General features: G+C 65.7%; 28 protein-coding genes, 1 tRNA gene and 1 rRNA gene. 21 read left to right on the forward strand and 9 right to left on the reverse strand.

Annotated elements, in window-relative coordinates:
* Positions 1-88: ribosomal RNA gene (gene rrf, locus ACWEO2_RS32555) — 5S ribosomal RNA — on the forward strand; the annotation flags it as partial.
* 166 nt (positions 89-254) lie between these two features.
* Complete coding sequence (locus ACWEO2_RS32560; protein ID WP_452408846.1) at positions 255-782, forward strand: hypothetical protein; 528 nt, start codon at positions 255-257, stop codon at positions 780-782.
* Here the strand turns inward: ACWEO2_RS32560 and ACWEO2_RS32565 are convergent.
* Positions 779-1,309, reverse strand: coding sequence for a nuclear transport factor 2 family protein (locus ACWEO2_RS32565; protein WP_452408847.1), 531 nt, complete (start codon positions 1,307-1,309; stop codon positions 779-781). The two genes, ACWEO2_RS32560 and ACWEO2_RS32565, sit on opposite strands and share 4 nt — an antisense overlap.
* Positions 1,310-1,408: 99 nt before the next feature.
* Between ACWEO2_RS32565 and ACWEO2_RS32570 the strand changes: the two genes are divergently transcribed.
* The 6 genes from ACWEO2_RS32570 (at position 1,409) to hisI (ending at position 5,506) form a co-directional block, all read left to right on the forward strand.
* Positions 1,409-1,861, forward strand: a complete 453-nt coding sequence (locus ACWEO2_RS32570; protein ID WP_355189620.1) for a MarR family winged helix-turn-helix transcriptional regulator — start codon at positions 1,409-1,411, stop codon at positions 1,859-1,861.
* 62 nt (positions 1,862-1,923) lie between these two features.
* Positions 1,924-2,655, forward strand: coding sequence for a bifunctional 1-(5-phosphoribosyl)-5-((5-phosphoribosylamino)methylideneamino)imidazole-4-carboxamide isomerase/phosphoribosylanthranilate isomerase PriA (priA, locus tag ACWEO2_RS32575; RefSeq protein WP_452408848.1), 732 nt, complete (start codon positions 1,924-1,926; stop codon positions 2,653-2,655).
* A gap of 8 nt (positions 2,656-2,663) precedes the next feature.
* The gene (locus ACWEO2_RS32580; protein WP_354961459.1) at positions 2,664-3,479 is read left to right on the forward strand and encodes an inositol monophosphatase family protein; all 816 of its coding nucleotides are present in this window, start codon (positions 2,664-2,666) and stop codon (positions 3,477-3,479) included.
* 45 nt (positions 3,480-3,524) lie between these two features.
* Complete coding sequence (gene hisF / locus ACWEO2_RS32585; RefSeq protein WP_452408849.1) at positions 3,525-4,298, forward strand: imidazole glycerol phosphate synthase subunit HisF; 774 nt, start codon at positions 3,525-3,527, stop codon at positions 4,296-4,298.
* 104 nt (positions 4,299-4,402) lie between these two features.
* Positions 4,403-4,564, forward strand: coding sequence for a hypothetical protein (locus ACWEO2_RS32590; RefSeq protein WP_452408850.1), 162 nt, complete (start codon positions 4,403-4,405; stop codon positions 4,562-4,564).
* 579 nt (positions 4,565-5,143) lie between these two features.
* Positions 5,144-5,506, forward strand: coding sequence for a phosphoribosyl-AMP cyclohydrolase (hisI, locus tag ACWEO2_RS32595; RefSeq protein ID WP_355189625.1), 363 nt, complete (start codon positions 5,144-5,146; stop codon positions 5,504-5,506).
* A gap of 139 nt (positions 5,507-5,645) precedes the next feature.
* Here hisI and ACWEO2_RS32600 read toward each other — a convergent pair whose 3' ends face one another.
* From ACWEO2_RS32600 to ACWEO2_RS32615, 4 genes are all read right to left on the reverse strand, one after another.
* Positions 5,646-6,095 (reverse strand): MarR family winged helix-turn-helix transcriptional regulator, encoded by a 450-nt coding sequence (locus ACWEO2_RS32600; RefSeq protein WP_452408851.1) that lies wholly within the window; start codon positions 6,093-6,095, stop codon positions 5,646-5,648.
* A 226-nt stretch (positions 6,096-6,321) separates the two neighbouring features.
* Positions 6,322-6,897: a permease gene (locus ACWEO2_RS32605; protein ID WP_452408852.1), complete on the reverse strand. Its 576-nt coding sequence runs from the start codon at positions 6,895-6,897 to the stop codon at positions 6,322-6,324.
* 87 nt (positions 6,898-6,984) lie between these two features.
* Positions 6,985-7,449, reverse strand: coding sequence for a peroxiredoxin (locus ACWEO2_RS32610; RefSeq protein ID WP_452408853.1), 465 nt, complete (start codon positions 7,447-7,449; stop codon positions 6,985-6,987).
* 91 nt (positions 7,450-7,540) lie between these two features.
* Complete coding sequence (locus ACWEO2_RS32615) at positions 7,541-7,846, reverse strand: hypothetical protein (RefSeq protein ID WP_452408854.1); 306 nt, start codon at positions 7,844-7,846, stop codon at positions 7,541-7,543.
* 158 nt (positions 7,847-8,004) lie between these two features.
* On the opposite strand from ACWEO2_RS32615, the gene ACWEO2_RS32620 reads away from it, so the two are divergent.
* The 11 genes from ACWEO2_RS32620 to ACWEO2_RS32670 all read left to right on the forward strand — a co-directional run bounded on the left by ACWEO2_RS32620 (position 8,005) and on the right by ACWEO2_RS32670 (position 19,516).
* Positions 8,005-9,561, forward strand: coding sequence for an anthranilate synthase component I (locus ACWEO2_RS32620; RefSeq protein WP_452408855.1), 1,557 nt, complete (start codon positions 8,005-8,007; stop codon positions 9,559-9,561).
* On the forward strand, positions 9,558-10,313 hold the full coding sequence (locus tag ACWEO2_RS32625; RefSeq protein WP_452408856.1) for a TIGR02234 family membrane protein: 756 nt from the start codon (positions 9,558-9,560) through the stop codon (positions 10,311-10,313). The genes ACWEO2_RS32620 and ACWEO2_RS32625 overlap by 4 nt, the downstream gene beginning before the upstream one ends.
* A 129-nt stretch (positions 10,314-10,442) precedes the next feature.
* Positions 10,443-11,261: an indole-3-glycerol phosphate synthase TrpC gene (gene trpC, locus ACWEO2_RS32630; RefSeq protein ID WP_452408857.1), complete on the forward strand. Its 819-nt coding sequence runs from the start codon at positions 10,443-10,445 to the stop codon at positions 11,259-11,261.
* Complete coding sequence (gene trpB, locus ACWEO2_RS32635; protein ID WP_452408858.1) at positions 11,258-12,532, forward strand: tryptophan synthase subunit beta; 1,275 nt, start codon at positions 11,258-11,260, stop codon at positions 12,530-12,532. The genes trpC and trpB overlap by 4 nt, the downstream gene beginning before the upstream one ends.
* A gap of 64 nt (positions 12,533-12,596) precedes the next feature.
* Entirely contained in the window at positions 12,597-13,397 is an 801-nt protein-coding gene (trpA, locus tag ACWEO2_RS32640; RefSeq protein WP_452408859.1) for a tryptophan synthase subunit alpha, read from the forward strand.
* Positions 13,398-13,471: 74 nt separating this feature from the next.
* Positions 13,472-14,755 carry a prolipoprotein diacylglyceryl transferase gene (gene lgt, locus ACWEO2_RS32645; RefSeq protein ID WP_452408860.1) on the forward strand — a complete coding sequence of 428 codons (1,284 nt, stop codon included), beginning with the start codon at positions 13,472-13,474 and terminating at the stop codon, positions 14,753-14,755.
* 150 nt (positions 14,756-14,905) lie between these two features.
* Positions 14,906-15,451 (forward strand): TM2 domain-containing protein, encoded by a 546-nt coding sequence (locus ACWEO2_RS32650; RefSeq protein WP_452408861.1) that lies wholly within the window; start codon positions 14,906-14,908, stop codon positions 15,449-15,451.
* 160 nt (positions 15,452-15,611) lie between these two features.
* On the forward strand, positions 15,612-16,409 hold the full coding sequence (locus ACWEO2_RS32655) for an amino acid ABC transporter substrate-binding protein (protein ID WP_452408862.1): 798 nt from the start codon (positions 15,612-15,614) through the stop codon (positions 16,407-16,409).
* Positions 16,410-16,414: 5 nt separating this feature from the next.
* On the forward strand, positions 16,415-17,083 hold the full coding sequence (locus tag ACWEO2_RS32660; protein WP_354961880.1) for an amino acid ABC transporter permease: 669 nt from the start codon (positions 16,415-16,417) through the stop codon (positions 17,081-17,083).
* Positions 17,084-17,188: 105 nt separating this feature from the next.
* Positions 17,189-18,607: a pyruvate kinase gene (gene pyk, locus ACWEO2_RS32665; RefSeq protein ID WP_355189637.1), complete on the forward strand. Its 1,419-nt coding sequence runs from the start codon at positions 17,189-17,191 to the stop codon at positions 18,605-18,607.
* Positions 18,608-19,516, forward strand: coding sequence for an acyl-CoA thioesterase (locus ACWEO2_RS32670; protein ID WP_452408863.1), 909 nt, complete (start codon positions 18,608-18,610; stop codon positions 19,514-19,516).
* A gap of 140 nt (positions 19,517-19,656) precedes the next feature.
* On the opposite strand, the gene ACWEO2_RS32675 is transcribed toward ACWEO2_RS32670, so the two are convergent.
* From ACWEO2_RS32675 to ACWEO2_RS32690, 4 genes are all read right to left on the reverse strand, one after another.
* Entirely contained in the window at positions 19,657-20,082 is a 426-nt protein-coding gene (locus ACWEO2_RS32675) for a hypothetical protein (RefSeq protein ID WP_355189639.1), read from the reverse strand.
* A gap of 118 nt (positions 20,083-20,200) precedes the next feature.
* Positions 20,201-20,821 carry an arsenate reductase/protein-tyrosine-phosphatase family protein gene (locus tag ACWEO2_RS32680; protein ID WP_452408864.1) on the reverse strand — a complete coding sequence of 207 codons (621 nt, stop codon included), beginning with the start codon at positions 20,819-20,821 and terminating at the stop codon, positions 20,201-20,203.
* Positions 20,822-21,074: 253 nt separating this feature from the next.
* Positions 21,075-21,587, reverse strand: a complete 513-nt coding sequence (locus ACWEO2_RS32685) for a monooxygenase family protein (protein ID WP_452408865.1) — start codon at positions 21,585-21,587, stop codon at positions 21,075-21,077.
* A 156-nt stretch (positions 21,588-21,743) separates the two neighbouring features.
* Positions 21,744-21,830: transfer RNA gene (locus tag ACWEO2_RS32690), tRNA-Leu, on the reverse strand.
* Between the two features lie 218 nt (positions 21,831-22,048).
* Here ACWEO2_RS32690 and ACWEO2_RS32695 point away from each other — a divergent pair.
* On the forward strand, positions 22,049-22,666 hold the full coding sequence (locus tag ACWEO2_RS32695; RefSeq protein ID WP_354957663.1) for an ANTAR domain-containing response regulator: 618 nt from the start codon (positions 22,049-22,051) through the stop codon (positions 22,664-22,666).
* Between the two features lie 231 nt (positions 22,667-22,897).
* Positions 22,898-24,112: a branched-chain amino acid ABC transporter substrate-binding protein gene (locus tag ACWEO2_RS32700; protein ID WP_354957664.1), complete on the forward strand. Its 1,215-nt coding sequence runs from the start codon at positions 22,898-22,900 to the stop codon at positions 24,110-24,112.
* Positions 24,113-24,160 lie beyond the last annotated feature (48 nt).

Consider the following 24,160-nt stretch of genomic DNA (forward strand, 5'->3'; position numbering starts at 1 on the left):
CGGTCCCATTCCGAACCCGGAAGCTAAGGCCACCAGCGCCGATGGTACTGCACTCGACAGGGTGTGGGAGAGTAGGACACCGCCGGAACATCCTTGCGAAAGGCCCCCAACACAGTTGGGGGCCTTTTTGCGTTGCCCTGCAGATGGTGACGATCCTCCGGGTAGACCCTGATCCCGGGTGCCGTGTATATGGGGGCTGCTTCCGGATCCGCAACGCCGAGGCCCGGGCCTACGGTCGTGGCGAGGAGGTTGTTATGAGGTCCGTCACGGTTGCGCTGACCGTCACTGGGGTCTACGCCACGGTCGCGAGTTTCGCGTTCGCGGCCGCCCTCACCGAGACGATCATGCTGTACCCCAATATCTTTCGCGATGTACCCGATTCGCTGGCACAGACCCAGCAGTTCATGAGCGAGGTCGCGGTCGGCGATGTCATGCGTCCGCTCGGCGGGGTGTTGACGGTATGCGCACTGATCGCCTGTGTGGTGGCGGTTCGGTACCGCCTCGCCCGGGGATGGGTCGTCGCATCAATGATTTCGCTCATCAGCGGGCAATTCCTGCTGTCGATTCTCTATCTGTGGCCGCGCGCGACGATCCTGTTCGACGAACGTTCCCGGCACAGTCTCGCCGAAATCGAGAGAGCGGCAACCGAATTCCAGGTAGGCGAGTGGGTTCGGATAGCGACGGCCCTGGCGACCGCGGTATTCGCGGTCGCGGCCACGCTGAGTTGTTATCGCACACGGATTCTCGCCAAGGCCGACGAGCGGTTCGAGCATTTGGCCTAGGGCCGGGTGCCGGTGGACCACACGGGCGTCGTCTCCACTCGGGACAGGCGCCAGCCCGCGGCGGTGCGGACGGCGTCGAAGCGGTAGACCTCGCCGAGGGTGAACTGCGGTTCCGGAGCGGTCCGCGGTTCGGCGGTCGCGGTGGGGCTGAAGGTGGCGATGAGATTCGCCCGCACGTCGGCGGTATCGCCGTGCAGATCGATGATCACATTGCTGATGAAGTGCTGAACGCGCTTGTCATCGGTGTGATTCCGGCTGGCCTGCGCGATCAGTGCATCGATGCCATCGGCCCGGCCACCGGGGGTTTTGGCGGTCGCATCGGCGGTGTAGATCGCATGGAAGTCGTCGAAGCGTCCCTCGTCCAAGGTGCTGCCCAACCGGTCGACCAATGCGGTGATCTCATTGCGGTCCACCAGCTCTCGGAGTTGGCGCTGGGTTGGGTCGTCCTTGGCGGTGGCGGTCGCGCAGGCGGCGAGCAGTGCCAGCGGCAGGGCGGCGAGGGGGAGGATGCGGCGGATCTTGTTCATCGGTCGAACCTTTCATATCAAATGTTGGTCACTCCAATGTTGGTGGAGCCAACGTAACAGATTGTGGGTGTCACCAACAAGTGTTGCTACATTTGGCGCATGGAGATCGCGCACGAGGACACCTCGGGCAGGCTGCGCGCCCTGCCCACCCGACTGGTGAATCAGGTGGCAATCCTGGCCAACCGGGCGACCGAGCGCGCCTTCGACGCGACCGGATCACGCCGCTATCACTACGCCCTGCTCACCACGCTCGACGAATTCGGGCCCGCCAGCCAGGCGGATCTGGGCCGACGCACCCGCATTGATCGCAGCGATATCGTCGCGGCTCTGAATGATCTGGCCGAGCGGGGTCTCATCGAACGCAGTCCGGACCCGGGCGACCGCCGCCGCAATATCGTTACCATCACCAAGGCTGGCACTCGCCACCTGGCCGAACTGGATCACCGCATCGAAGGCGCCCAGGACGAGTTGCTGGCCGCCCTCTCGGCCGCCGAGCGCCGCGAACTCGTCCGGTTGCTCACCCGCATCCTCGATGATCATGCCCGCGACTGACGGCACCGGTATTTCCGCAGGCCGGGGATAGGGCGTGCGGAGCGAGCAACTAAACTGCATCCGTGAGTCTTGTGCTGCTACCTGCTGTCGATGTCGCCAATGGAGAGGCCGTGCGCCTGGTTCAGGGGGAGGCGGGCAGCGAAACCAACTACGGCTCCCCGCGCGACGCGGCGCTCGCCTGGCAGGAGGCCGGTGCGGAGTGGGTGCATCTGGTTGATCTCGACGCGGCATTCGGGCGCGGCTCCAACCGGGAACTGTTGGCCGACGTTGTCGGCGAACTCGATGTGCGGGTGGAGCTGTCCGGTGGCATTCGCGATGACGAATCCCTGGAGGCCGCGCTGGCCACCGGCTGTGCCCGGGTCAACCTCGGCACCGCCGCGCTGGAGGATCCGCAGTGGTGCGCACGCGCCATCGCCAAGCACGGTGAGCGCATCGCCGTCGGCCTCGACGTGCGGATCATCGACGGTGAGCACCGGCTGCGCGGTCGCGGCTGGGTCAGTGACGGCGGCGATCTGTGGGAGGTACTCGAGCGCCTCGAACGCGACGGCTGCTCGCGCTATGTGGTCACCGATGTGACCAAGGACGGCACCCTCACCGGCCCCAACCTGGACCTGCTGCGCGAAGTGTGCGCCGCGACCGATGCGCCGGTCGTCGCCTCCGGCGGCGTCTCCACCATCGAGGATCTGATCGCCATTGCCGAACTGGTCCCCGAGGGTGTCGAGGGTTCGATCGTCGGCAAGGCGCTGTACGCGGGCCGCTTCACGCTGCCCGAGGCGCTGGCTGCGGTGCGCTGACCGATTCGATGACCGCAAACCGCCTCGACACCGAACTACCGGCGCTGCTCGACGTCGCGAGCGATATTCTCGATGCGGCCAGTCCTCGTTTCGTCGAGGGGATCGGCGCGCCGAGTGCGGTCGCCAAGGGCCGCAACGACTTTGCGACCGAACTCGATCTCGAGCTGGAGCGCACCATTTCGGCCCAGCTCGAACAGCGCACCGGAATCGAGGTGCACGGTGAGGAATTCGGTGGACCGCAGCTCACCTCCGGCACCGCGTGGGTGCTGGATCCGATCGACGGCACCTTCAATTACTCATCGGGGCACCCGCTCTCCGGCATGCTGCTTGCGCTGGTGCACGACGGGGAGCCGCTGCTCGGGCTGACCTGGCTGCCCTTGCTCGGCCAGCGCTATGCGGCGGCCGCTACCGGCCCGGTGCTACTCAACGGCGAACCGCTGCCGCGGCTGCCGCGCAGCAAGCTGGGCGAGGCGATGATCGGCTTCGGCGCGTTCAATGTGGATTCCGCGGGGCGCATTCCCGGCCGGTTCCGTTTCGACCTGCTCGGTCCGCTGAGTCGGTTGTCCTCGCGGGTGCGCATGCACGGTTCCACCGGTATCGACCTCGCGTTCACCGCATCGGGTGTGCTCGGCGGCGCGATCGTCTTCGGACATCATCCGTGGGACAACGCCGCGGGCGTGGCGCTGGTGCGTGCGGCGGGTGGTGTGGTCACCGATCTGGCGGGTGCGCCATGGACCATTACCTCGGGGTCGGTGCTGGCCGCCGCGCCCGGGGTACACGAGGAACTGCTGGAAATGATTTGCACGGTCGCCGACGATGCGTGAGGCTGCGCGCGTCGGGACAGGCATGATTCGAGGAAGGGTGAGCCGATGACATTGGCGGTACGCGTGATTCCGTGCCTGGATGTCGATGCGGGCCGAGTGGTCAAGGGCATCAACTTCGAAAACCTGCGCGATGCGGGCGATCCCGTCGAACTCGCCGCCGCCTATGACCTGCAGGGTGCCGATGAGCTGACCTTCCTCGACGTCACCGCCTCCACCGGCGACCGCGGCACCATGATCGATGTCGTGACCCGAACGGCCGAACAGATTTTCATCCCGCTCACCGTCGGCGGCGGTGTGCGCACGGTGGATGATGTGGACCGGCTGCTGCGCGCGGGTGCGGACAAGGTGTCGGTGAACACCGCGGCCATCGCGCGTCCCGAGGTACTGCGCGAAATGTCCGAGCGCTTCGGTTCGCAGTGCATCGTGCTGTCTGTGGACGCGCGCACCGTGCCCGAGGGCCAGGCCGACACCCCCTCCGGCTGGGAAGTCACCACGCACGGCGGCAAGCGCGGCACCGGTATCGACGCCGTCGAATGGGCGATACGCGGTGCCGAACTCGGCGTCGGTGAGATCCTGCTCAACTCGATGGATGCGGATGGCACCAAGGCCGGTTTCGATCTGCCGATGATCAAGGCCGTGCGCGAGGCGGTGTCGGTACCGGTGATCGCCAGCGGTGGCGCGGGTGCGATCGAACACTTCGCGCCCGCCGTGCACGCCGGAGCGGATGCGGTCCTGGCCGCCAGCGTCTTTCACTTCGGCGACCTGACCATCCCCCAGGTCAAGGCTGCCATGCGCGCCGAACACATTGTGGTGCGTTAACATTTCGGCCGCCACGCCGCAGCGGTGATTGCTATCTGCTCGATACTTCCCCAGGCTTGGCGTCCATGTCCGCCATGTGTCCCTCATGCTCTTGGCCCTCGCCGATGCTGGTGTCGACGCATGGATCAGTTCGCTATCTGCGCTGTGTCTGCGGCAAATGGCTGGTCGCCCACCGCGGCGGGGTCAACCTGCTGACCGGCCGGAACACCTGCACCAAAAAGGCTGTGGCCGAACATCTCGAACTGATTCCGCTGCCCGAGGAATGATCCCGGGGCCAGCTGCGATCTTGGCGGATGTCGCGGATCTTCGGTTGTCGAGTCGGCGTGCAGTAGGACGAGCTGGTCGAGCTGGAGCGGAACCCGCTTCTGCGCAACCTGATTCGCGCCGCTCTCAGTCGGGCGGCGGCTGGTCTCGTTCTAGGTGAGCCGAATCCAGTTTGCGCAGTGCATCTTTGGCGGATCGGGCGCTGATCGTGGTAGGCGTTGTACACGGGTGCGTGCCTGGAGTCCGGAGTCTTGCGGTCTCGGTGCGATGGCCAGGTCCGGTGGGCAGCGGGGTGACTGTTGGGCTAAAGAACTGCTCGTGTGGGGGCTAGATCAATAGCCTGCGTGTTCGTGTCGGGGCCCCGGCGCCGGAGTCTGGGCCAGAGCAGCAACCCGGTTGGCCTGAACGACGGCAGGGGTCGACCAGGTGCCGAGTAGGGGAGTGGTACTACCGCGCCGTGTGGTATCTCAGCGACGCGCTGACGATAGCGGGCGGGGTACGGGCAGCCATCAGTATTGCCCGAATTCGCAGTGCGCCGGGTGCGTGTGGCGCAGCAGCCGCGGGCCTGTATAACAGGTCATATGACTCTCGACCCCGCCATCGCCGCCCGGCTAAAGCGCAATGACGCCGGACTCGTCGCCGCGGTCGCGCAGGAGCGCGGCACCGGCGATGTGCTGATGGTTGCCTGGATGGACGACGAGGCGCTGGCCCGTACGCTGGAAACCCGTAAGGCGACTTACTATTCGCGGTCTCGCCAACAGTACTGGGTCAAGGGTGAGACCTCCGGCCACACCCAGTACGTGCACGAGGTCCGCCTCGACTGCGACGGCGACACCATCCTGCTGGTCGTCGACCAGGAGGGCGCGGCCTGCCACACCGGCACCCACACCTGCTTCGATTCCGATCTGCTGCTCGCCGACAACCTGCTGCTCGCCGACGACTGAGTTCGAGTTCCCGAGCCGCCGGCAGACGACCGACCCCGCAGTGTTGAACTCGCGCACCGCGATTCGGTGGGCACCGCCACGGCCATCGCCGTCGTATTCTCGTGCCTGGTCCGCAAACTGCCCGAATCTCGTGCGGCTGCTAAGGATTCGGCTGATCGGGCTCCTCGACTGCCGTCGACGGTCCGCTGGACTGGTTCAGGGTGTCGGAGAGTTGGGTGGCAAGTAGTTCGCTGAGGTCGGCGAGTTGCGCAGTTTGTCCGGCTTCGAGACCGTCGAATACGAACTGGCGCACCGCATCCAGATAACCGGGTGCCGCCTCGACGACCTTCGAGTAGCCGTCGTCGGTGAGCACCGCGTGCACACCGCGGCGGCCGGTGGTTGCTGACCGTTGCGCCCAGCCCAATCGCTCCAGCTTCGAAATCACATGAGAGAGTCGCGATAGCGATGCATTTGCTTTGTGGGCCAGCTCACTCATCTGCAGCCGATGGCCCGGCTCTTCCGATAACAGGGTGAGCACCCAGTATTCGAAATGCGTCAACCCGGATTCGCGCTGCAGTTGGGTATCCAAAGCGCCTGGTAGACGTGTCATCAGCGCAACGATCGCGCGCCAAGCTCGTTGTTCGTCCGGGTCGAGCCACTTCGTCACTGGGTGCCTTCTTTCGAGCCAAGTGACGTGTTCTTATTAGTGAGCCTAGCGATTAATGAAAAGCATGTTCACAGCCACTCGCGTAAATGAGTTTGCCACGACTTCGCTCGACCGTCATGAACTTGGTGTTCGACGTGAGGTCACTCACAAAATTGGATTGGCAAGTCGGCTAGGTGTCCTGGGCGACTGGCGGCGTCTGCGGGGCGGCGGCGGGTGACACCGCCTGCTTGCCGGGGTGCTTGCGCCGCCACCGACGCCAGCAGATCAGGGACACCGAGGCGAGGAAGATGACCGCCGCCACGATCGCGCCGACCAGCGACGCGCCGCGGAAGGCGGGGGCGTCGACATCGAGGATCCGCTGACCGGCGTGTGCGGCGTTGTTGTTGCCGAGCACGATCGATAGGGTCATCAGATTCGGAATCGCGAGGATCACCGCGAGCAATGCGGCGGCGCCCGCAATGAACTTCCCGGCCCGGCGCTTCCAGATCATGGCGGCGAGCAGCATGAGGAACAACGGCAGCGCGGTGCAGAGCAGGCCGTAGACCAGACCCCAGCCGATGCCCTTGCTGAAGCTGCCGCTCACCAGATCGGCAACGCGCTGCGCCCACCAGCGTGGAATGAACGCCGCCAGAATGAAGTAGGTGCCGATCAGAACGGCGCCGACCACCACTGCGGCGATGATCCGAGTGCGCCACGTGGCCAGCGTGGATTTCTGACCGTCCGGCCGAACCTCGCTCGAAGTCATGAATCCAGCGTATGCCCGGCAATCGCGAGATCGATGGCGATGGACCTGGCGTTTTCGCGGCGGCAGCCGCGAAGCGTGGATTACCGGCTACTGCAGAGCGCGCTCACGCAGGAACTTCAGTGCCTCGTCTGCGTGCACATTGGCACGCAACTCGCCGGTGATCACCGTGGCGATCTTGCGATCTCGGTCGATCACGAACGTCTGCCGCTTGACCGGAGCGAGTTTGCCGAGCAATCCGCGCTTCACACCGAAGGCCGCGGCGACCTTGCCGTTGGCATCGGAAAGCAGGGGATATCCGAGGTTCTGCTTAGCGGCGAATCCGGCCTGGGTGTCGATACCGTCGGTGCTGATGCCGACACACGACGCGCCGAGTGCCGCGAATTCGGCGGACAGATCACGGAAATGGCACGCCTCCGCCGTGCAGACCGGCGTATTGGCGGCGGGGTAGAAGAACAGCACGAGCGGACCGTTCGCGAGCAGGGCATCGAGCGAACGCGGTGTGCCGGATTGATCGGGAAGCTCGAACTCGGGGGCGAGCTGACCTTTCTGCATACTGGGGACAGTACCGGGCGCGAGGTCTGTTTGCCGCCTTGGCGTCATGTCCCCGTCAAGCCGTTGGCCGGGATGACGGGGACGTTTTCAGCTAGCTGCCGATGATTGCGGCGACTTCCGGATTCTTGATCTCCATGACATCGAGAATTCCGTGCGCGCGCAGGAACGGCTCGAGTTGCTTGATCCGGTCGCTGTGGATGGCGTATTCGTCCGGAAAGTGGTTCCTGTCCAGGGCTTCCATCGCTTTCACGTAGGTGACGAAGGATGCTAGGGCGTTCTGGGGGGAGCTCGGTGATCCGCCCGTCGAATTCAGGCCGACCATTCGCGTGGGCTGACCGGGCAGGCCTGGTACGGCGGCGTGCCGACCCTCGGGCGCACCTGGTTGCGAGGGGTACATCTTGTCTCCTCTCGGAATGGAAACCGCATGTGGAATCGAACGGGGCGAGTGTAGTGACGCCGGTCACCGGCCCCTACAGTGCGTGTGAACCGGACAGTCGCTCAGCAAGGTTGGGACGCGCCGACAAGAGTGTCGGACCCGCCTGGGATGATGGACCCATGCCTGCCGCGTCCACTCCCACCACCACGACCCGCGAACAGTTCCACCTACTGGCCGCGGAGCACCGAGTGGTTCCGGTGACCCGAAAGGTGCTGGCAGACTCGGAAACTCCGCTGTCGGCCTACCGAAAATTGGCCGCGGACCGGGCCGGCACCTTCCTGTTCGAGTCGGCGGAGACCGGGCGGTCCTGGTCGCGCTGGTCGTTCATCGGCGCTGGCAGTCCGTCCGCGCTCACCGTCGTGGACGGCGAAGCGGCCTGGCTCGGCAACACCCCGGTGGACGCACCCTCCGGCGGCGATCCGCTGGTCGCGCTGCGCGAAACCCTGGAGCTGCTGCGGACCGAGCGGCTGCCCGGCCTGCCCCCGCTGACCGGCGGCATGGTCGGCTACCTCGGCTACGACGCGGTGCGCCGAATGGAACGGCTGCCCGCCCTCGCCGTCGACGATCTGCAGCTGCCGGAAATGGTGCTGCTGCTGGCCACCGATCTCGCGGCCTTCGACCACCATGAGGGCGCGATCACGCTCATCGCCAACGCGGTCAACTGGAACGGCACCGCCGAACGTGTCGACGAGGCGTATGACGACGCGGTGGCCCGGCTGGACCGGATGACCGCCGCGCTGGCGGCCCCCTCGGAGTCCACCGTATCGGTCTTCGATCAGCCCGACCCGGAGTACATCCGCCGCCGCACCACCGATGAATTTGGTGCCGGGGTGCGCCGCCTGGTCAAGGAGATCGAGGCGGGCGAGGCATTTCAGGTGGTGCTCTCCCAACGCTTCGAAATGGACTACGACGGCGCGCCTGTGGACCTCTACCGGATGCTGCGCGCGTCCAACCCGAGCCCGTACATGTACCTGATCCACATCCCCGACGGCGACGGCCGCACCGCCTTCTCCATCGTCGGCTCCAGCCCGGAATCACTGGTGACCGTGAAAGAGGGGGTGGCAACGACACATCCGATCGCGGGTACCAGGTGGCGCGGTGCCACCGAGGAGGACGATCTGCTGCTGGAGAAGGGGCTGCTGGCCGACGAGAAGGAGAACGCCGAGCATTTGATGCTCGTCGATCTCGGCCGCAACGATCTGGGGCGGGTCTGCCAGCCGGGCACGGTGCGGGTCACCGAATACCGGCATATCGAGCGCTACAGCCACGTCATGCATCTGGTCTCGACGGTCTCGGGCCGCCTTGCGCCGGGCAAGATCGCGCTGGACGCGGTCCGCGCCTGCTTCCCAGCGGGCACACTCTCGGGCGCGCCGAAGGTGCGCGCGATGGAGCTCATCGAGGAACTCGAGCCGACTCGCCGCGGTGTCTACGGCGGCGTCGTCGGCTACCTCGACTTTGCGGGCGATGCGGATACCGCGATCGCCATTCGCACCGCACTGCTGAAGGACGGCACGGCCTACGTGCAGGCGGGTGCGGGCATCGTCGCGGATTCGGATCCGGACTATGAGGACGTCGAATCGCGCAATAAGGCGATGGCGGTGCTGCGCGCGGTGGCGGCCGCGAAAACCGTTCGGGCCTACGGTGCGCCGACCCCCGCGGACGGTAGCGCGCTATGACCGGCTCGGAATCCGGCGATACCGATCCGGCGGCCTCGGCAGGTGTCGAATCCCCGAAGCGCAAGTATCCGGTCGGTGCGATCGTCCTGCTCGCCATCGCGGCGGCGGCGCTATGGGGCTCGTCCCGGATGACCTGGGTAACCGTCTCGTCCACCGATGGCCTCACCGAACCGCGCACCGACAGACTCAACGGCGGCGTCTGGTTCGGTGCGCTGACGCCACTGGCCCTGGTACTGCTCGCCGCCATTGCCGCGGTGCTGGCCACGCGCGGCTGGCTGCGGCGCATGGTCGGCGTTCTGATCGGTTTGGTCGCGGCGGTGACCGCCGTGCCCGCCTTCGCCCTCTTGACCAGATCCGGTGCGACTGCGGCGCGTGCGGCCACCCTGGCGGAGCTGCCTGGCCGCGCGACCGTCACTCAGGTGGTCACCTCGCAGTTCCCCGCCGTGCTTTCGCTGGTGGGCGCGCTGGCGGCCTTTACGGCCGGAGTCCTGCTCGCCCGCATGCCGCAGGACACCGCCCGGCTATCCGGCAAGTACGACAATCCGGTGTTCCGTCGCGCGGCTGCCACCGAACAGGTGACGCGCCAGCGCACCGATGACGCAGACGCGACACCGGGACAGCTCTCCGAGCGGGTGCTCTGGGACGCATTGGACGCGGGCACCGACCCGACCGAGGAATCGTCCGGGCGCACTCCGGCTCCCGCCGACACGCCCGATCATGATCAGGGTAAATCCGGGGGTCGCGGTGTCTGAGCAGGTGACTACAAACCCCGGCGCAGTTGCGCCACACGAAGCCATTTATTCTTTGTCAGCATCGGTGAGACAGCGCCTGGGGGGATTCTCAGGCAGCAAGTCCGTCTCCCCAGAAAGGATTCGAGCCAGATGACGGTACTCGACTCGATTCTCGACGGGGTCCGCGCGGATGTGGCCGCTCGGGAAGCCCTCTTGGACTTCCAGGCGATCAAGGCGGCCGCGTCCGCAGCGCCCGCGCCGCTGGACGCCCGCGCCGCGCTCCTCGAAGACGGCATCGGCGTCATCGCCGAGGTCAAGCGGGCCAGCCCGTCCAAGGGGGAACTCGCGGACATCCCGGACCCGGCGAGTCTGGCCAAGGCTTATGAGGACGGCGGCGCGCGCATCATCAGCGTGCTGACCGAGGGCCGCCGCTTCCACGGATCGCTCGACGACCTGGACGCGGTCCGCGCCTGCGTGAGCATCCCGATCCTGCGCAAGGATTTCGTCGTCGGTCCCTACCAGATCCACGAGGCCCGCGCACACGGCGCCGACGTCATCCTGCTCATCGTGGCCGCCCTGGAACAGGACGTGCTGAGCGCGCTGATCGATCGGACCGAATCGCTCGGCATGACCGCGCTGGTCGAGGTGCACACCGAGGAGGAGGCAGATCGCGCGCTCGAGGCGGGTGCCTCCGTGATCGGCGTGAATGCGCGCAACCTCAAGACCCTCGAGGTCGACCGCGACGTGTTCGCGCGCATCGCGCCTGGCCTGCCCACCGAGGTCATTCGCATCGCTGAATCCGGCATTCGCGGCACTGCCGATCTGCTGGCCTACGCCGGTGCGGGCGCCGACGCCGTACTCGTCGGCGAGGGCCTGGTCACCAGTGGTGACCCGCGCGCCGCCGTCTCCGAGCTGGTGACGGCGGGCACCCATCCGTCCTGCCCGAAGCCCGCGCGGCGGGGCCGGTGACGCGGGTGACGACACTTCCCAAGGCTTCGGACGGCGTCCACGAGCGCAGCGGCCATGAGCCGGACGCGGGCGGCCACTTCGGTGTCTACGGCGGCAGGCATGTTCCCGAGGCGCTGATGGCGGTGATCGAGGAGGTCACCGCCGAATACGAGAAGTGTCGCCTCGATCCGGCATTCCTCGACGAACTGGACCGGCTGCAGCGCGACTACACCGGCCGCCCGTCGCCGATCTTCGAATGCCGACGCCTCGCCGAGCACGCCGGTGGCGCGCGCATCATCCTCAAGCGCGAGGACCTGAACCACACCGGTTCGCACAAGATCAATAACGTGCTCGGCCAGGCACTGCTCGCCAAGCGCATGGGCAAGACCCGGGTGATCGCGGAGACCGGCGCCGGTCAGCACGGCGTCGCCACCGCGACCGCGTGCGCACTGCTCGGTCTCGACTGTGTCGTCTACATGGGCGCGGTCGACACCGCCCGCCAGGCGTTGAACGTGGCCCGCATGCGGCTGCTCGGCGCCGAGGTGATCTCGGTGACCACCGGTTCGCAGACCCTCAAGGACGCGATCAACGAGGCGCTGCGCGACTGGGTCACCAATGCCGAGGTCACCTACTACTGCTTCGGCACCGCGGCCGGGCCGCACCCGTTCCCGCTGATGGTGCGCGACCTCCAGCGCGTCGTCGGCCTGGAGGCCCGCGCCCAGGTGCAGGCGCTCACCGGTCGGCTGCCCGACGCGGTCACCGCCTGCGTCGGCGGCGGCTCCAATGCCATCGGCATCTTCCACCCCTTCCTCGACGATGCGGGTGTGCGGCTGATCGGCTACGAGGCGGCCGGTGACGGCGTCGAAACCGGAAGGCACGCGGCCACTTTCACCGGTGGCACGCCCGGTGCATTCCAGGGCGCCTACTCCTATCTGCTGCAGGACGAGGACGGCCAGACCATCGAATCGCATTCGATCTCGGCCGGTCTGGACTATCCGGGCGTCGGGCCCGAACACGCCTACCTCAAGGACATCGGCCGCGCCGAATACCACCCGATCACCGATACCGAGGCGATGGACGCGCTGCTGCTGCTGAGCCGCGCCGAGGGCATCATCCCCGCGATCGAGTCCGCGCATGCGGTGGCCGGTGCGCTGAAGCTCGGTAGGGAATTGGGCAAGGGCGCGATCATCTTGGTGAACCTGTCCGGGCGCGGCGATAAGGATATGGACACGGCGGCGCGATGGTTCGGGCTGTTCGATGACCACGCCGCTGATAAGGAGACCGCGCAGTGAGCGAGCGAACGAGCAGCACAGCGTCCATGACGACGACGAAGCCGAGCATCAGCGAGGCGCAGTCGTGAGTCAGCAGTCCCGCCTCGCCGATACCTTCGCCGCCTGTCGCGCGGAGGAACGGGCCGCGCTGATCGGCTACCTGCCCGCAGGCTATCCGGATCTGGCCGGTTCGATCGAGGTGTGTCGCACCATGGTCGAATCCGGCTGCGACATTATCGAAGTCGGTGTCGCCTACTCAGATCCGGTCATGGACGGACCGACCATCCAGGCCGCCGCCGAGCAGGCGCTGCGCGGGGGCGTCCGGGTGCACGATGTGTTCTCGGTGGTCGAGGCGATCACCGGAGCGGGCGGCCAGGCCGTCGTGATGAGTTACTGGAATCCGGTGCTGCAGTATGGCGTCGACCGGTTCGCGCGGGATCTGGCCGCCGCGGGCGGGTCCGGCATCATCACCCCGAACCTGATTCCGGAGGAGGCCGACGACTGGTTCGTCGCCTCGGCCGCGCATGATCTGGACCGTATCTTCCTGGTCGCGCCGTCCTCCACCGAGGAGCGTCTGGTCAAGACCATCGAGGCCAGCCGCGGCTTCGTCTACGCGGCCTCGACCATGGGCGTCACCGGCGCCCGCGATGTGGTTTCCTCCGCCGCGCCCGCGCTGTGCGCGCGCATCCGCGCCCACTCCGATATCCCGATCGGCGTCGGACTCGGCGTGCGCTCGGGGGCACAGGCAGCCGAAATCGCTTCCTACGCAGACGGGGTCATCGTGGGCTCGGCACTGGTGACCGCCGCCGCGCACGGACTCGATGCGGTCCGCACGCTGACGGCCGAACTGGCCGAGGGCGTCCGCTCCGCGACCGTCGCCTCCTAGCCGCATCCGCTCGCCGACCGGGCGCACCGACCGCGAATCTCGGTGTGCGGCTGTGCTCCGCTACGGTTGGGGCCGTGACCTTACGAGTCCTCGCAGACAGCGTCCTGAGCAACGGTGCCGTCACCGCTGATGTGTTGGCCTACATTCCCAGCCCGGCTCAGGGCGTCTGGCATATCGGCCCATTCCCGCTACGGGCCTATGCCCTGTGCATCATCCTCGGCATCATCGTCGCCATCTGGTGGGGTGAGCGGCGCTGGCAGCAGCGCGGCGGGCAGCAGGGCGCGGTCCTCGATGTCGCCATGTTCGCGGTGCCGTTCGGTCTGGTCGGTGGGCGGCTCTATCACGTGGCCACCGACTGGCAGAAGTACTTCGGCGCCGACGGCCACCCGATCGACGCGCTGAAGATCTATCAGGGCGGCCTCGGCATCTGGGGCGCGGTCTTCCTCGGCGGTGTCGGTGCCTGGATCGGCTGCCGGGTCTACCGAATCCCGTTGCCCGCGTTGGGCGATGCGATCGCACCGCCGATTCTGCTGGCCCAGGCCATCGGCCGCCTCGGCAACTACTTCAACCAGGAACTCTACGGCCGCAAGACCGATGTGCCGTGGGGTCTGGAGATCTACCTGCGCTTCGATGATCAGGGCAAGCTCGACATGATGAACGGCGTCTCCACCGGCGTCGTCGATAAGGTCGTGCAGCCGACGTTCCTGTACGAGATGATCTGGAACCTGCTGATCGTGGTGCTGCTGGTGCAGATCGATAAGCGCTACCGCATCGGCCACGGCCGCCTGTTCGCGCTCTACGTCGCCGGGTACTGCCTCGGCCGCTTCTTCGTGGAGCTGCTGCGCGACGACGAGGCAACCAAGATCGCGGGGATCCGGATCAACTCGTTCACCTCCGCGATCGTATTCCTCGCTGCCGTCGCCTATTTCATCTTCGCGACGAAGGGCAGGGAGACCGCGGATCAGTTGCAACCGTCGACGGTCTCGCGCCCGTGGCCGTGGCAGATCGGCGCGCTGCGCGCGGCGGGTGCGGAATCCGAGGCGGCGTCGAAGGCCGCAGCGGCGGCGGAGGCCGAGGCCCCGAAGCACAGCGCGGCGACGACGAAGGACGAGACATCGGCCGCGGCAGCCGAATCGGAGACGAGTGCGGCCGAGTCCGAGCAGGCCGAGCCCGAGCAGGATGACGACGGATCCGGGAAATCCGAGGTGGCCGAACCGAATACCGCTGCCGACGGACCGAATCTGACAAAATCCCAGAACTCTGGCAACGAACCGGACACCACCGGCGATAACTCAACGGAGTCCGAGACCTCGGGCACCGAGCAGGGTAAGGTCGCAACCTCGAAAAAGGACGACTGACCCCATAACCATTTGGGTAACTCATTGGGGGCACCGAGTAGACATGCAACCGCGTGTCCGCAACGATACCTTCGGGTGCCCAATTGCCCGGTTAGAACGCGGGGAGACGGGTGAGCACCCGTCGAAATGCACGAATGATGGAGGACATTAGTGACCGACCCCTACCAGAACCAGCCAGGCTTCGGCGGCCCGCAGTACGGTCCGCCCGGGACGGGGCCGGACCTGAACAAGCAGCCCGAGGTGCCGGGCCAGCCGCAGTACCCGTCGGATCCGTACAACCAGCAGCCGCAGTACGGCCAGCAGCCGCCGCAATACGGCCAGCAGCCGCCGCAGTACGGCCAGCAGCCGCCCCAGTACGGTCAGCCCGACCCCTACGGCCAGCAGCCGGGCGGCTACCCGTCCGCGCCCTACCCGGGCGGCGGCTACAACCCGAACGATCCGGAAGCGCCCTACGGTCGCGACCCGTTAGGTGTCCCATTCTCGGATAAGCAGAAGCTGACCGCGGGTCTGCTGCAGATCTTCCTCGGTGGCTTCGGTATCGGCCGTTTCTACACCGGCCACACCGGCATCGCCATCGCACAGATCGCGGTCACCTGGCTGACCTGCGGTATCGGCGGTATCTGGCCGCTGATCGACGGCATCATGATGCTGACCGGAAAGGTGCCCGACAGCCTCGGGCGGCCACTGCGCGACTGATCGCCGCGAACAGCTAACCGACGGGCCCCGTTGCATCGGAAGACGATGTGACGGGGCCGTCGCAATTTCGGCCCGCGGTAGGCGGATTCGGCGCACGATGATCGCAATACTGTCGATCGGCAGCCACCTGGCGTACCCTGAGCCGGGTTTTGTGTCGTGTGTGGATGCAGTATTGGTCCGCACACCGAAGAGAGGGACTTTCGTGCGCCGCAAGCTGTTCGCCGCCGCCATGCTCGCCATCATCGCCGCCACCGGGCTCACCGCCTGCGGCAGCAGCAGCGATCCGAATGTGCTGAAGGTCGGTACCGAAGGGACCTACTCGCCGTTCAGCTATCAGGGCTCGGACGGCAAGCTCACCGGGTACGACATCGAGGTGATCCAGGCGGTCGGCGACAAGATCGGCAAGAAGATCGAATTCGTGCAGACGCCGTGGGACGCGATCTTCGCCGGCCTCGAGTCCAAGCGCTTCGATCTGGTCGCCAACCAGGTCTCGATCACCGACGAGCGCAAGGCCAAGTACGCCCTTTCGCAGTCCTACACCACCTCCGAGGGCGTGATCCTCACCCGCGGGGACAGCACCGGCATCAACGCGCTCTCCGACCTCAACGGCAAGACCACCGCGCAGTCGGCGACCAGCAACTGGGCCAAGGTCGCCCAGGGCGCGGGCGCCAAGGTCGAGGCGGTGGAGGGCTTCGTGCAGGCCGTCCAGTTGCTCAAGACCGGCCGGGTGGATGCGACCGTCAACGACAGCCTCGTCGCGCTCGACTACATCAAGAAGAACGGCGACACCAGCGTCAAGATCGCCGCCAAGGCCGGTGAGGTCAGCCATCAGGCCTTCGCCGCCCGCAAGGACGACGCGCTGATCGGCCAGGTGAATACCGCGCTGGATCAATTGCGCGCCGACGGCACCCTGACCAAGATCGCCGAGAAGTACTTCGGCACCGACGTCAGCAAATAGCGTCCGTGGATCCCGCGACCAGGGAACTGATCTGGCACAACCTGTGGCCGATGCTGCAGGCCACGATCAATAAGACCATTCCGCTGACCGCGATCAGCTTCGTCATCGGTCTGGTCATCGCATTGTTCGTGGCCTTGGCACGGATGTCGCCGCTGTGGTTCGTCTCGGCGCCCGCACGGTTCTACATCTCGCTCATTCGCGGTACGCCGCTGCTGGTGCAGCTGTTCATCGTGTTCTACGCGCTGCCGCAGTTCAATATCGTTATCGATCCGTTTCCGGCGGCGGTGATCGCGTTCAGTCTGAATGTCGGCGGCTACGCCGCCGAGGTCGTGCGGGCCGCCATTCTCAGCGTTGCGGAGGGCCAGTGGGAAGCGGCCAAGGCGCTCGGTATGTCGTATGCCCAGGAGTTGCGACTGATCATCCTGCCGCAGGCCGCGCGGATCGCGGTGCCACCGCTTTCGAATACGCTCATTTCACTGGTGAAGGACACCTCGCTGGCCTCGACCATCTTGGTGACCGAACTGTTGCGTACCGCACAGCTCGCGGCGGCCCCGACCTTCGACTTTTTCGCCCTGTACGGCGTCGCGGCGCTCTACTACTGGGTGATCTGCCTGGTGCTCGGCTTCGGGCAGACCCGCCTGGAAACCCGGCTTTCCCGCCATGTCGCACGCTGACCAGACCCGTTTGTAGTTTCCACTAATGCTTCGTACATATTTTTCACCTACCTTTCACCGAGGCCACAGCGGGCTCGGGGTACCGCACGGGACTAGGCTCTACCCGTGATGCGACGGACGAAGATTGTGTGCACTCTCGGCCCAGCGACCGCTACCGAGGAACGTATTCGGGAACTCGTCGAGAGTGGCATGGATGTGGCGCGGCTGAATTTCAGCCATGGCGAACACTCCGACCATGCCGAGAACTACAAGAAGGTGCGGCAGGCCTCGGACCATATCGGCCGGGCGGTCGGCATTCTCGCCGACCTGCAGGGACCGAAGATCCGGCTGGGGCGCTTCATCGAGGGCAAGACCGTATGGGCCAGCGGTGAAGAGGTCCGCATAACTGTCGACGAGATCGATGGCACCCACGATCGCGTCTCCACTACCTACAAAGAGCTGGCCAAGGATGCCAAGCCGGGCGACCGCCTGCTCATCGACGACGGCAAGGTCGGCGTCACGGTCATCCGGGTCGAGGGCAACGACGTCGTCTGCCGGGTGACCGAGGGCGGTCCGGTCAGCAATAACAAGGGCGTCTCGCTGCCCGGCATGGACGTCTCGGTGCCCGCGCTCTCCGAGAAAGACATCGAGGATCTCGAATTCGCGCTCAAGCTCGGCGTCGACTTCATCGCGCTGTCCTTCGTGCGCTCGCCCTCGGACGTCGAGCTGGTACACGACGTGATGGATCGCGTCGGGCGCCGCGTCCCGGTGATCGGCAAGTTGGAGAAGCCCGAGGCCATCGACAACCTCGAGGCCATCGTGCTCGCCTTCGACGCGGTCATGGTGGCCCGCGGTGACCTCGGTGTCGAACTGCCGCTCGAACAGGTGCCGCTCGTGCAGAAGCGCGCCATCCAAATGGCTCGGGAGAATGCCAAGCCGGTTATCGTCGCCACCCAGATGCTGGAGTCGATGATCGAGAACTCCCGCCCGACCCGCGCCGAGGCCTCCGATGTGGCCAATGCGGTGCTCGACGGTGCGGATGCGGTGATGCTCTCCGGTGAGACCTCGGTCGGCGCGTACCCGATCGAAACGGTGCGCACCATGGCCCGGATCGTGCACGCCGTGGAGACCGAATCCACCCGGGTACCACCGCTGACCCATGTGCCGCGCACCAAGCGCGGTGTCATCTCCTATGCCGCCCGCGATATCGGCGAGCGGCTCAATGCCAAGGCGCTGGTCGCCTTCACCCAGTCCGGCGATACGGTTCGCCGCCTGGCCCGTTTGCACACCCCGCTGCCGTTGCTGGCGTTTACCCCCCTCCCCGAGGTGCGCAGCCAGCTGTCGCTCACTTGGGGCACCGAAACCTTCATCGTCCCGACGGTGGACAGCACCGATGCGATGATCCACCAGGTGGATGTAGCACTGCTGTCCATGGAGCGATACCAAAAAGGTGATCTGGTGGTAATCGTGGCAGGCTCCCCGCCCGGTACTGTCGGCTCCACCAATCTGATCCATGTGCACCGTATCGGTGAGGAGGACCATTAGGTGAGTGCTTCGCTAGGTGGTGCCGTCGGCCTTGGTGCCGCAACGGCGGGTTCCGACCTGGATGTGCTGCTCGAATTGCTGGATCTGGAACAGGTCGACGAGGACGTCTTCGTCGGCCAGCATCCGGAGAAGGTCTGGAGCCGCACATTCGGCGGTCAGCTCGTATCGCAGGCGATCATGGCGGCCGGACGTACGGTCGACGGCGACCGGCCACTGCACGTGGTCAACGCGCATTTCGTGCGCGGCGGCGATGTGAAGAAGCCGATCGAATACCGGGTCGACCGCCACCGTGACGGGCGTTCCCTGGCCAACCGCACCGTCACCGCGACCCAGGACGATCAGGAGCTGTTCGTCATGCTCGCCGCGTTCCAGGATTGGGGCAAGGGGCTCGAGCACGCGCACGCCCAGCCGGAGGTGCCGGATCCGGAGTCGTTGCCGCGCGTCGAGGAGAGCTTCGAAGGCTTGGAGGACAAGCTGGAGATGTTCATCAAGGCGCCGCGTCCGATCGATATGCGCTACACCAATGACCCCGCCTGGATCCTGAAGGGCACGGGGGAGCGGCTCAACCACAACCGCGTATGGATGCGCACCGATGGCAGGCTGCCCGATGATCCGCTGATCCACGTTGCGGCGCTTGGCTATTCGTCCGACACCACAGTGCTGGATTCGATCATCACCACCCATGGCCTGTCCTGGGGTCTGGACCGCATCGTGGCCGCGACGATCAACCATTCGATCTGGTTCCACCGCCCGTTCCGCTTCGATGACTGGGCGCTCTACGCCACCGAATCCCCGGTGGCCGCCGGTTCACGTGGCCTGGCAACCGGCCGATTCTTCTCGCGCAGTGGCGAATTGCTCGCCACCACCGTGCAGGAAGGTGTCATCCGGCATTTCCCATCCCGCGGATGAGGCTGGTGCCCATGTGTTTCGCGGACAGTGCCAACTGATTTCGCGAGCACATGGGTAACAATCGGGTACGCCGAAACGTATGGCTCCAAACGTATGACGCAGAGCCCGAATGGGACTGCGTGTCGTCCGACGTCTACGTCCTAAGGCCCGGGTAGGCGGAATCGTTCGCGCTCGGTTTCGAAGTCGAAGCTGTCGCGGCGCTGCACCCGGATGGTTCGTGGTATCTCCAGATCCGTTGGGCAGCTTGCGGTTTCCAACATCAGTCGCTTTTCCAGCGCGGCCAGGCTCGGCGCGGTCAGATCGCGCGGGGCACCGACCAGGCTGAGTGCGATCTCATAGGTGCGCCGAGTACTGGGCTCCTGGCCGGGATGGTCTACCCGCCACTGGGTTTCGAGCAGGATGTGCTCGGGCGCATCGGGCTCGACGGGGAGGGTGAAGCGCCAGGCGAAGACATCGCGGTCCTGGAGGTGGTCGTCCACCACCTCGCGTACCGAATCGACGACGCGATCGAGGGTTTCCGGTGTGACATAAACATGGAGCGAAACATCCGAAATTCGTTTCGGCATGTCTGATTCCTGTCGTGTGTCGAACCATCAACGGCGGAAGCTATCCGTGGAAGCGGGCGCATGCGCGCAGAGGGAGTGTAATCCCTCTCGGTATCACTTGGACACTGCGCCCTGCGTGTCACCTGATCCGCTGGGCGGCAAGAAAGGCTGCCAGCGGCGCGGGCGCCGACCCGGGTTGTACGACGAGGCCGCCGCGCTCGTCTTCGACCGGCCTGGCCTGCTCGTGCGGAGCCAACGCCAGCAGCAGTGGCACCAGCGCCTCGGCGATCTGGTCACCTGCTTGGCAGAACGCGGATTCCGACAGGCCGACCGGATCGGCGATGTTCTCCCGGCCGACCAGCGCGAGATCGTGGCGGGCCCGGTGCAGATCCGCGATCGTCTCCGCCCCGGTCACCTTGGCGATGCGGTGCGCCTCCAGCAGTGTGAAAGTCCGTGACCCCGCGCCGAAGCCCATCCCCGCCGCCTGATCCCGGATCTGTTCGGTCATGGCCAGTACCAGGTCCGCACGGTCGATCAGCTCCGGCTTGAGCTTGCGCGCCCGGAAATTGTCGGCATTGGCCCCGAGTCCCTCGATGGCGCGTGCCGCGAGCGGTTCCACCGGAAATCCCACCAGCGCACGGGTTCCCGCGCTCTCGGCGGTGAGTCCGGGCAGATTATATTCGACCGCTACGGCGCGGGTGAGCCGCTCGGCGATCACCGAACGACAGACATTGCCGTTGCAGACGAACAGGACGTGCATGCCGATACGGTAAGCCGCGCGAGCGCCGACCAGAAGGCCGTCGACGTGGAATCACACCCCGACGAGCACTTATTCATCTGCTGGTCAATTGCCGTACACGAAGTACGCCCCGGTATTCAGAGAGACGCTCGATGCGCGTTGCCGGCAGTCGGCCGATCGGTAATCGAGGTCTGGGCGTGTGCTGAAGTTACCCCGGCACAACCGATTTCAACCATCACGGTATCGCCACGTTTGGGAACCGATTCGGCCCGACTCAGTCGGACTCCGCCGAGTAGTAGGTGGATTCGGCAACCACCGGCGCCACCTTGGCGTCTTCGTTGTTCACCCGCCCCCGGGTCGAGAACCTCCGGCCACGCGAGGCGACGACGGGCGCGAATCGCGGCAGCCCCGAGGTTCCCGTCATATCGTCGTACATCGCATCGATCCCGCCGCGCATGAAATAGGCCTCGTGCCAGAACCCGGTACCACCGGAGTCGCGCAGGAACTTCTGCCACCAATCCCGGTGCGGCGCTGAGCGTGTCCAGCGTTCCAACGAATCCAGGTCCCGCCAATACTGGCGCGCCCCCCAATGCGGCGGGAACAGCGACCAGATCACGTCCTCGTGCGATAACAGCCCATCCGGGCGATCCTGGTGCGACCGATAGAGTTTCGGGCCGAGGCCGAGCAATCGCAGCATCCCGCGTGGCTTGCGCACCCGCATCCCGAGATAGATGACGACCAGATCCGGATACTCGGACAGGTCGACGGTGGTCCTGTTCACCCGCATGTCGCAACCTCCGCAACCAGGGCGCCCACTTGCAACCCTATGCAGGAACAACGGCCCAGGCGAAGCTTCAGTTCGACGACCGCACCCGGGTAGTGACCATGACCACCGCCAAAGAGAACGGCCCATGCTCCCTATGGGCATGGGCAGTTCTCGAGTTGGTGCCGATTGTGGGACTCGAACCCACACGTCCTTTCGGACAACGGTTTTTGAGACCGTCGCGTCTGCCAGTTCCGCCAAATCGGCGCACGGTGAGAAAGCATAGCGGGTGACTGTCGAAAATCGCGAATGGGCTGGCCCGAGAGTGATCGTCGCCCGGTTTGCGCAGGGTATATGGGTTGTATGCGGAACTGAAAGGTAGTCTTTACAGCACTCGATAGCGACGGTGGGTCGATGGACCGGTACGACCACGGCCACCTTTTCGCGTGTCGGGGACACGGCATCGGAACCAGAGGGGTCTACCTATGAGCAACACAGCAGGGGGCGCCGGCACGAAGCGGGACGCCGGGGCGAAGCGGGTCGTCGTCGCGGAGGACGAGGCGCTCATCCGTATGGATCTGGTGGAGATGCTGACCGAAGAGGGCTATCAGGTTGTCGGTGAGGCGGGCGACGGCCAGCAGGCGGTCGATCTGGCGGTGGAGCACCGGCCGGATCTGGTCATCATGGATGTGAAGATGCCGCGCCGCGACGGTATCGACGCCGCGGCCGAGATCGCCTCGAAACGCGTTGCGCCGGTGGTGATTCTGACCGCGTTCAGTCAGCGCGACCTGGTCGAGCGGGCGCGCGACGCCGGTGCGATGGCCTATCTGGTCAAGCCGTTCACGAAGTCGGATCTGGTGCCCGCCATCGAACTGGCGGCGAGTCGCTTCCACGAGATCACCGCTCTCGAGAGCGAGGTCGCCAATCTGGCCGAACGTCTGGAGACGCGCAAGCTCGTCGAGCGGGCCAAGGGCGTGCTCATGCAGACCCAGGGATTGTCAGAACCGCAGGCATTCAAGTGGATTCAGCGCACGGCGATGGACCGCCGCACTACCATGAAGGCGGTAGCCGAGGTGGTGCTGGAAAATCTGGCTCCGAAGTAGTACGGTCCGTGCGCTCCGGCCGATGAAGGTCGGAAATTTTACTTCCCGGAAACCGGATCGCGATGAAAAATTCGAAACGATGTCGATCGGATGACCCGAATGTGATGCGGAGCTAACGTACCAACGCTATGTTCTGACCGGGCTGACGTGGTCGGCCTCCTCGGAGAGAGCCCGGGGGAGCACAGGACGTAGAGGTGAAACGTGCTTAGTTCGACATGGCGCAGTCGTTCGATGCGAGGTGCATTGGCCATAGGAGCCGCCGCCGCGCTCGTGCTGACGGGGTGCAGCGATAAATCGACCGACAGCGGCTCGGGCGGCACCTCCGGCGCTGGTGGCGCCGGTGGTTTGAAGATTCAGCCGGTCATGCAGATCGACGCCAACGGCAAGCAGGTGCCGAAGTCGGACAGCTCCGCTGCCGCCGACCCGGCCGGTGATGGCAAGGCCACCTGCCCGGCGGGCACATCGATCGCCATGGCAGGCGCGCTGACCGGTCCGGACGCGGCCCTCGGCATCAACATTGTCGATGGTGTCAAGCTCGCGCTGGACAAGCACAACAAGGCCAACCCGGGCTGCAAGATCGAACTCAAGCAGTTCGACACCGAGGGCGACCCGCAGAAGGCCACCCAGGTCATCCCGCAGATCGTCAACGACAAGTCGGTCATCGGTCTGGTCGGTCCGGCGTTCTCCGGTGAGACCAAGGCGACCGGCAAGATCCTCAGCGACGCAGGCCTGGTCTCCACGACCTCATCGGCCACCAACGAGACGCTGACCCAGAACGGCTGGACCAGCTTCTTCCGCGGTCTGGCCAATGACGGCGTGCAGGGTCCGTCCGTCGGTAAGTACCTGGTCAACACCGCGGGCTACAAGAAGGTCTGCGTCATCCAGGACAACACCGACTACGGCACCGGTCTGGCCAAGTCGATCGTCGAGGGCCTCGGCTCCGCGAACGACGCGTCCTGCAATGCCAGCATCAAGAAGGGCGATAAGGACTTCTCCGCCACGGTCACCAAGATCGCGAGCGCCGCGCCCGACGCGGTCTTCTACTCCGGCTACTACTCCGAGGGTGCGCCCCTGGCCCAGCAGCTGAAGTCCGGTGGCGTCAAGGCGGTCTTCGTCTCCGCCGACGGCACCAACGACCCGCAGTTCGTCGCGCAGGCCGGTAGCTCGTCCAAGGGCGCGGTGCTGTCGTGCCCGTGTGGTCCGGCGCCGGACAAGTTCGCCGCGGACTACCAGGCCCTCAACGGTCAGGAGCCGGGTGTCTACTCGGTCGAGGGCTACGACCTGACCACGATCCTTGCCAAGGGCATCGACGGCGGTAAGCTGACCCGTCCCGACCTGCTGGAATACGTGCGGTCCTATGACGGCAACGGTCTGGCGCGTCAGTACAAGTGGAATCCGACCGGCGAATTGTCCAACGCGCTGATCTGGATCTACGAGGTCAAGTAGCCCCACAACCTGGACAGCGGCACGTACAGGGGTCGTGCACCCCCGTGT

This window comes from Nocardia sp. NPDC004278 (assembly GCF_053602975.1).

Coding starts and splice junctions, on each gene's coding strand:
- ACWEO2_RS32615 (WP_452408854.1), bottom strand. CDS start 7,846: ATGTACCCCTCGCAACCAGGTGCGCCCGAGGGTCGGCACGCCGCCGTA.
- ACWEO2_RS32620 (WP_452408855.1), top strand. CDS start 8,005: ATGCCTGCCGCGTCCACTCCCACCACCACGACCCGCGAACAGTTCCAC.
- hisF (WP_452408849.1), top strand. CDS start 3,525: ATGACATTGGCGGTACGCGTGATTCCGTGCCTGGATGTCGATGCGGGC.
- ACWEO2_RS32625 (WP_452408856.1), top strand. CDS start 9,558: ATGACCGGCTCGGAATCCGGCGATACCGATCCGGCGGCCTCGGCAGGT.
- ACWEO2_RS32560 (WP_452408846.1), top strand. CDS start 255: ATGAGGTCCGTCACGGTTGCGCTGACCGTCACTGGGGTCTACGCCACG.
- trpC (WP_452408857.1), top strand. CDS start 10,443: ATGACGGTACTCGACTCGATTCTCGACGGGGTCCGCGCGGATGTGGCC.
- ACWEO2_RS32600 (WP_452408851.1), bottom strand. CDS start 6,095: ATGACACGTCTACCAGGCGCTTTGGATACCCAACTGCAGCGCGAATCC.
- ACWEO2_RS32590 (WP_452408850.1), top strand. CDS start 4,403: ATGCTGGTGTCGACGCATGGATCAGTTCGCTATCTGCGCTGTGTCTGC.
- ACWEO2_RS32680 (WP_452408864.1), bottom strand. CDS start 20,821: ATGCACGTCCTGTTCGTCTGCAACGGCAATGTCTGTCGTTCGGTGATC.
- ACWEO2_RS32570 (WP_355189620.1), top strand. CDS start 1,409: ATGGAGATCGCGCACGAGGACACCTCGGGCAGGCTGCGCGCCCTGCCC.
- ACWEO2_RS32675 (WP_355189639.1), bottom strand. CDS start 20,082: ATGCCGAAACGAATTTCGGATGTTTCGCTCCATGTTTATGTCACACCG.
- ACWEO2_RS32685 (WP_452408865.1), bottom strand. CDS start 21,587: ATGCGGGTGAACAGGACCACCGTCGACCTGTCCGAGTATCCGGATCTG.
- hisI (WP_355189625.1), top strand. CDS start 5,144: ATGACTCTCGACCCCGCCATCGCCGCCCGGCTAAAGCGCAATGACGCC.
- ACWEO2_RS32605 (WP_452408852.1), bottom strand. CDS start 6,897: ATGACTTCGAGCGAGGTTCGGCCGGACGGTCAGAAATCCACGCTGGCC.
- ACWEO2_RS32610 (WP_452408853.1), bottom strand. CDS start 7,449: ATGCAGAAAGGTCAGCTCGCCCCCGAGTTCGAGCTTCCCGATCAATCC.
- ACWEO2_RS32565 (WP_452408847.1), bottom strand. CDS start 1,309: ATGAACAAGATCCGCCGCATCCTCCCCCTCGCCGCCCTGCCGCTGGCA.
- ACWEO2_RS32580 (WP_354961459.1), top strand. CDS start 2,664: ATGACCGCAAACCGCCTCGACACCGAACTACCGGCGCTGCTCGACGTC.
- ACWEO2_RS32700 (WP_354957664.1), top strand. CDS start 22,898: ATGCGAGGTGCATTGGCCATAGGAGCCGCCGCCGCGCTCGTGCTGACG.
- ACWEO2_RS32695 (WP_354957663.1), top strand. CDS start 22,049: ATGAGCAACACAGCAGGGGGCGCCGGCACGAAGCGGGACGCCGGGGCG.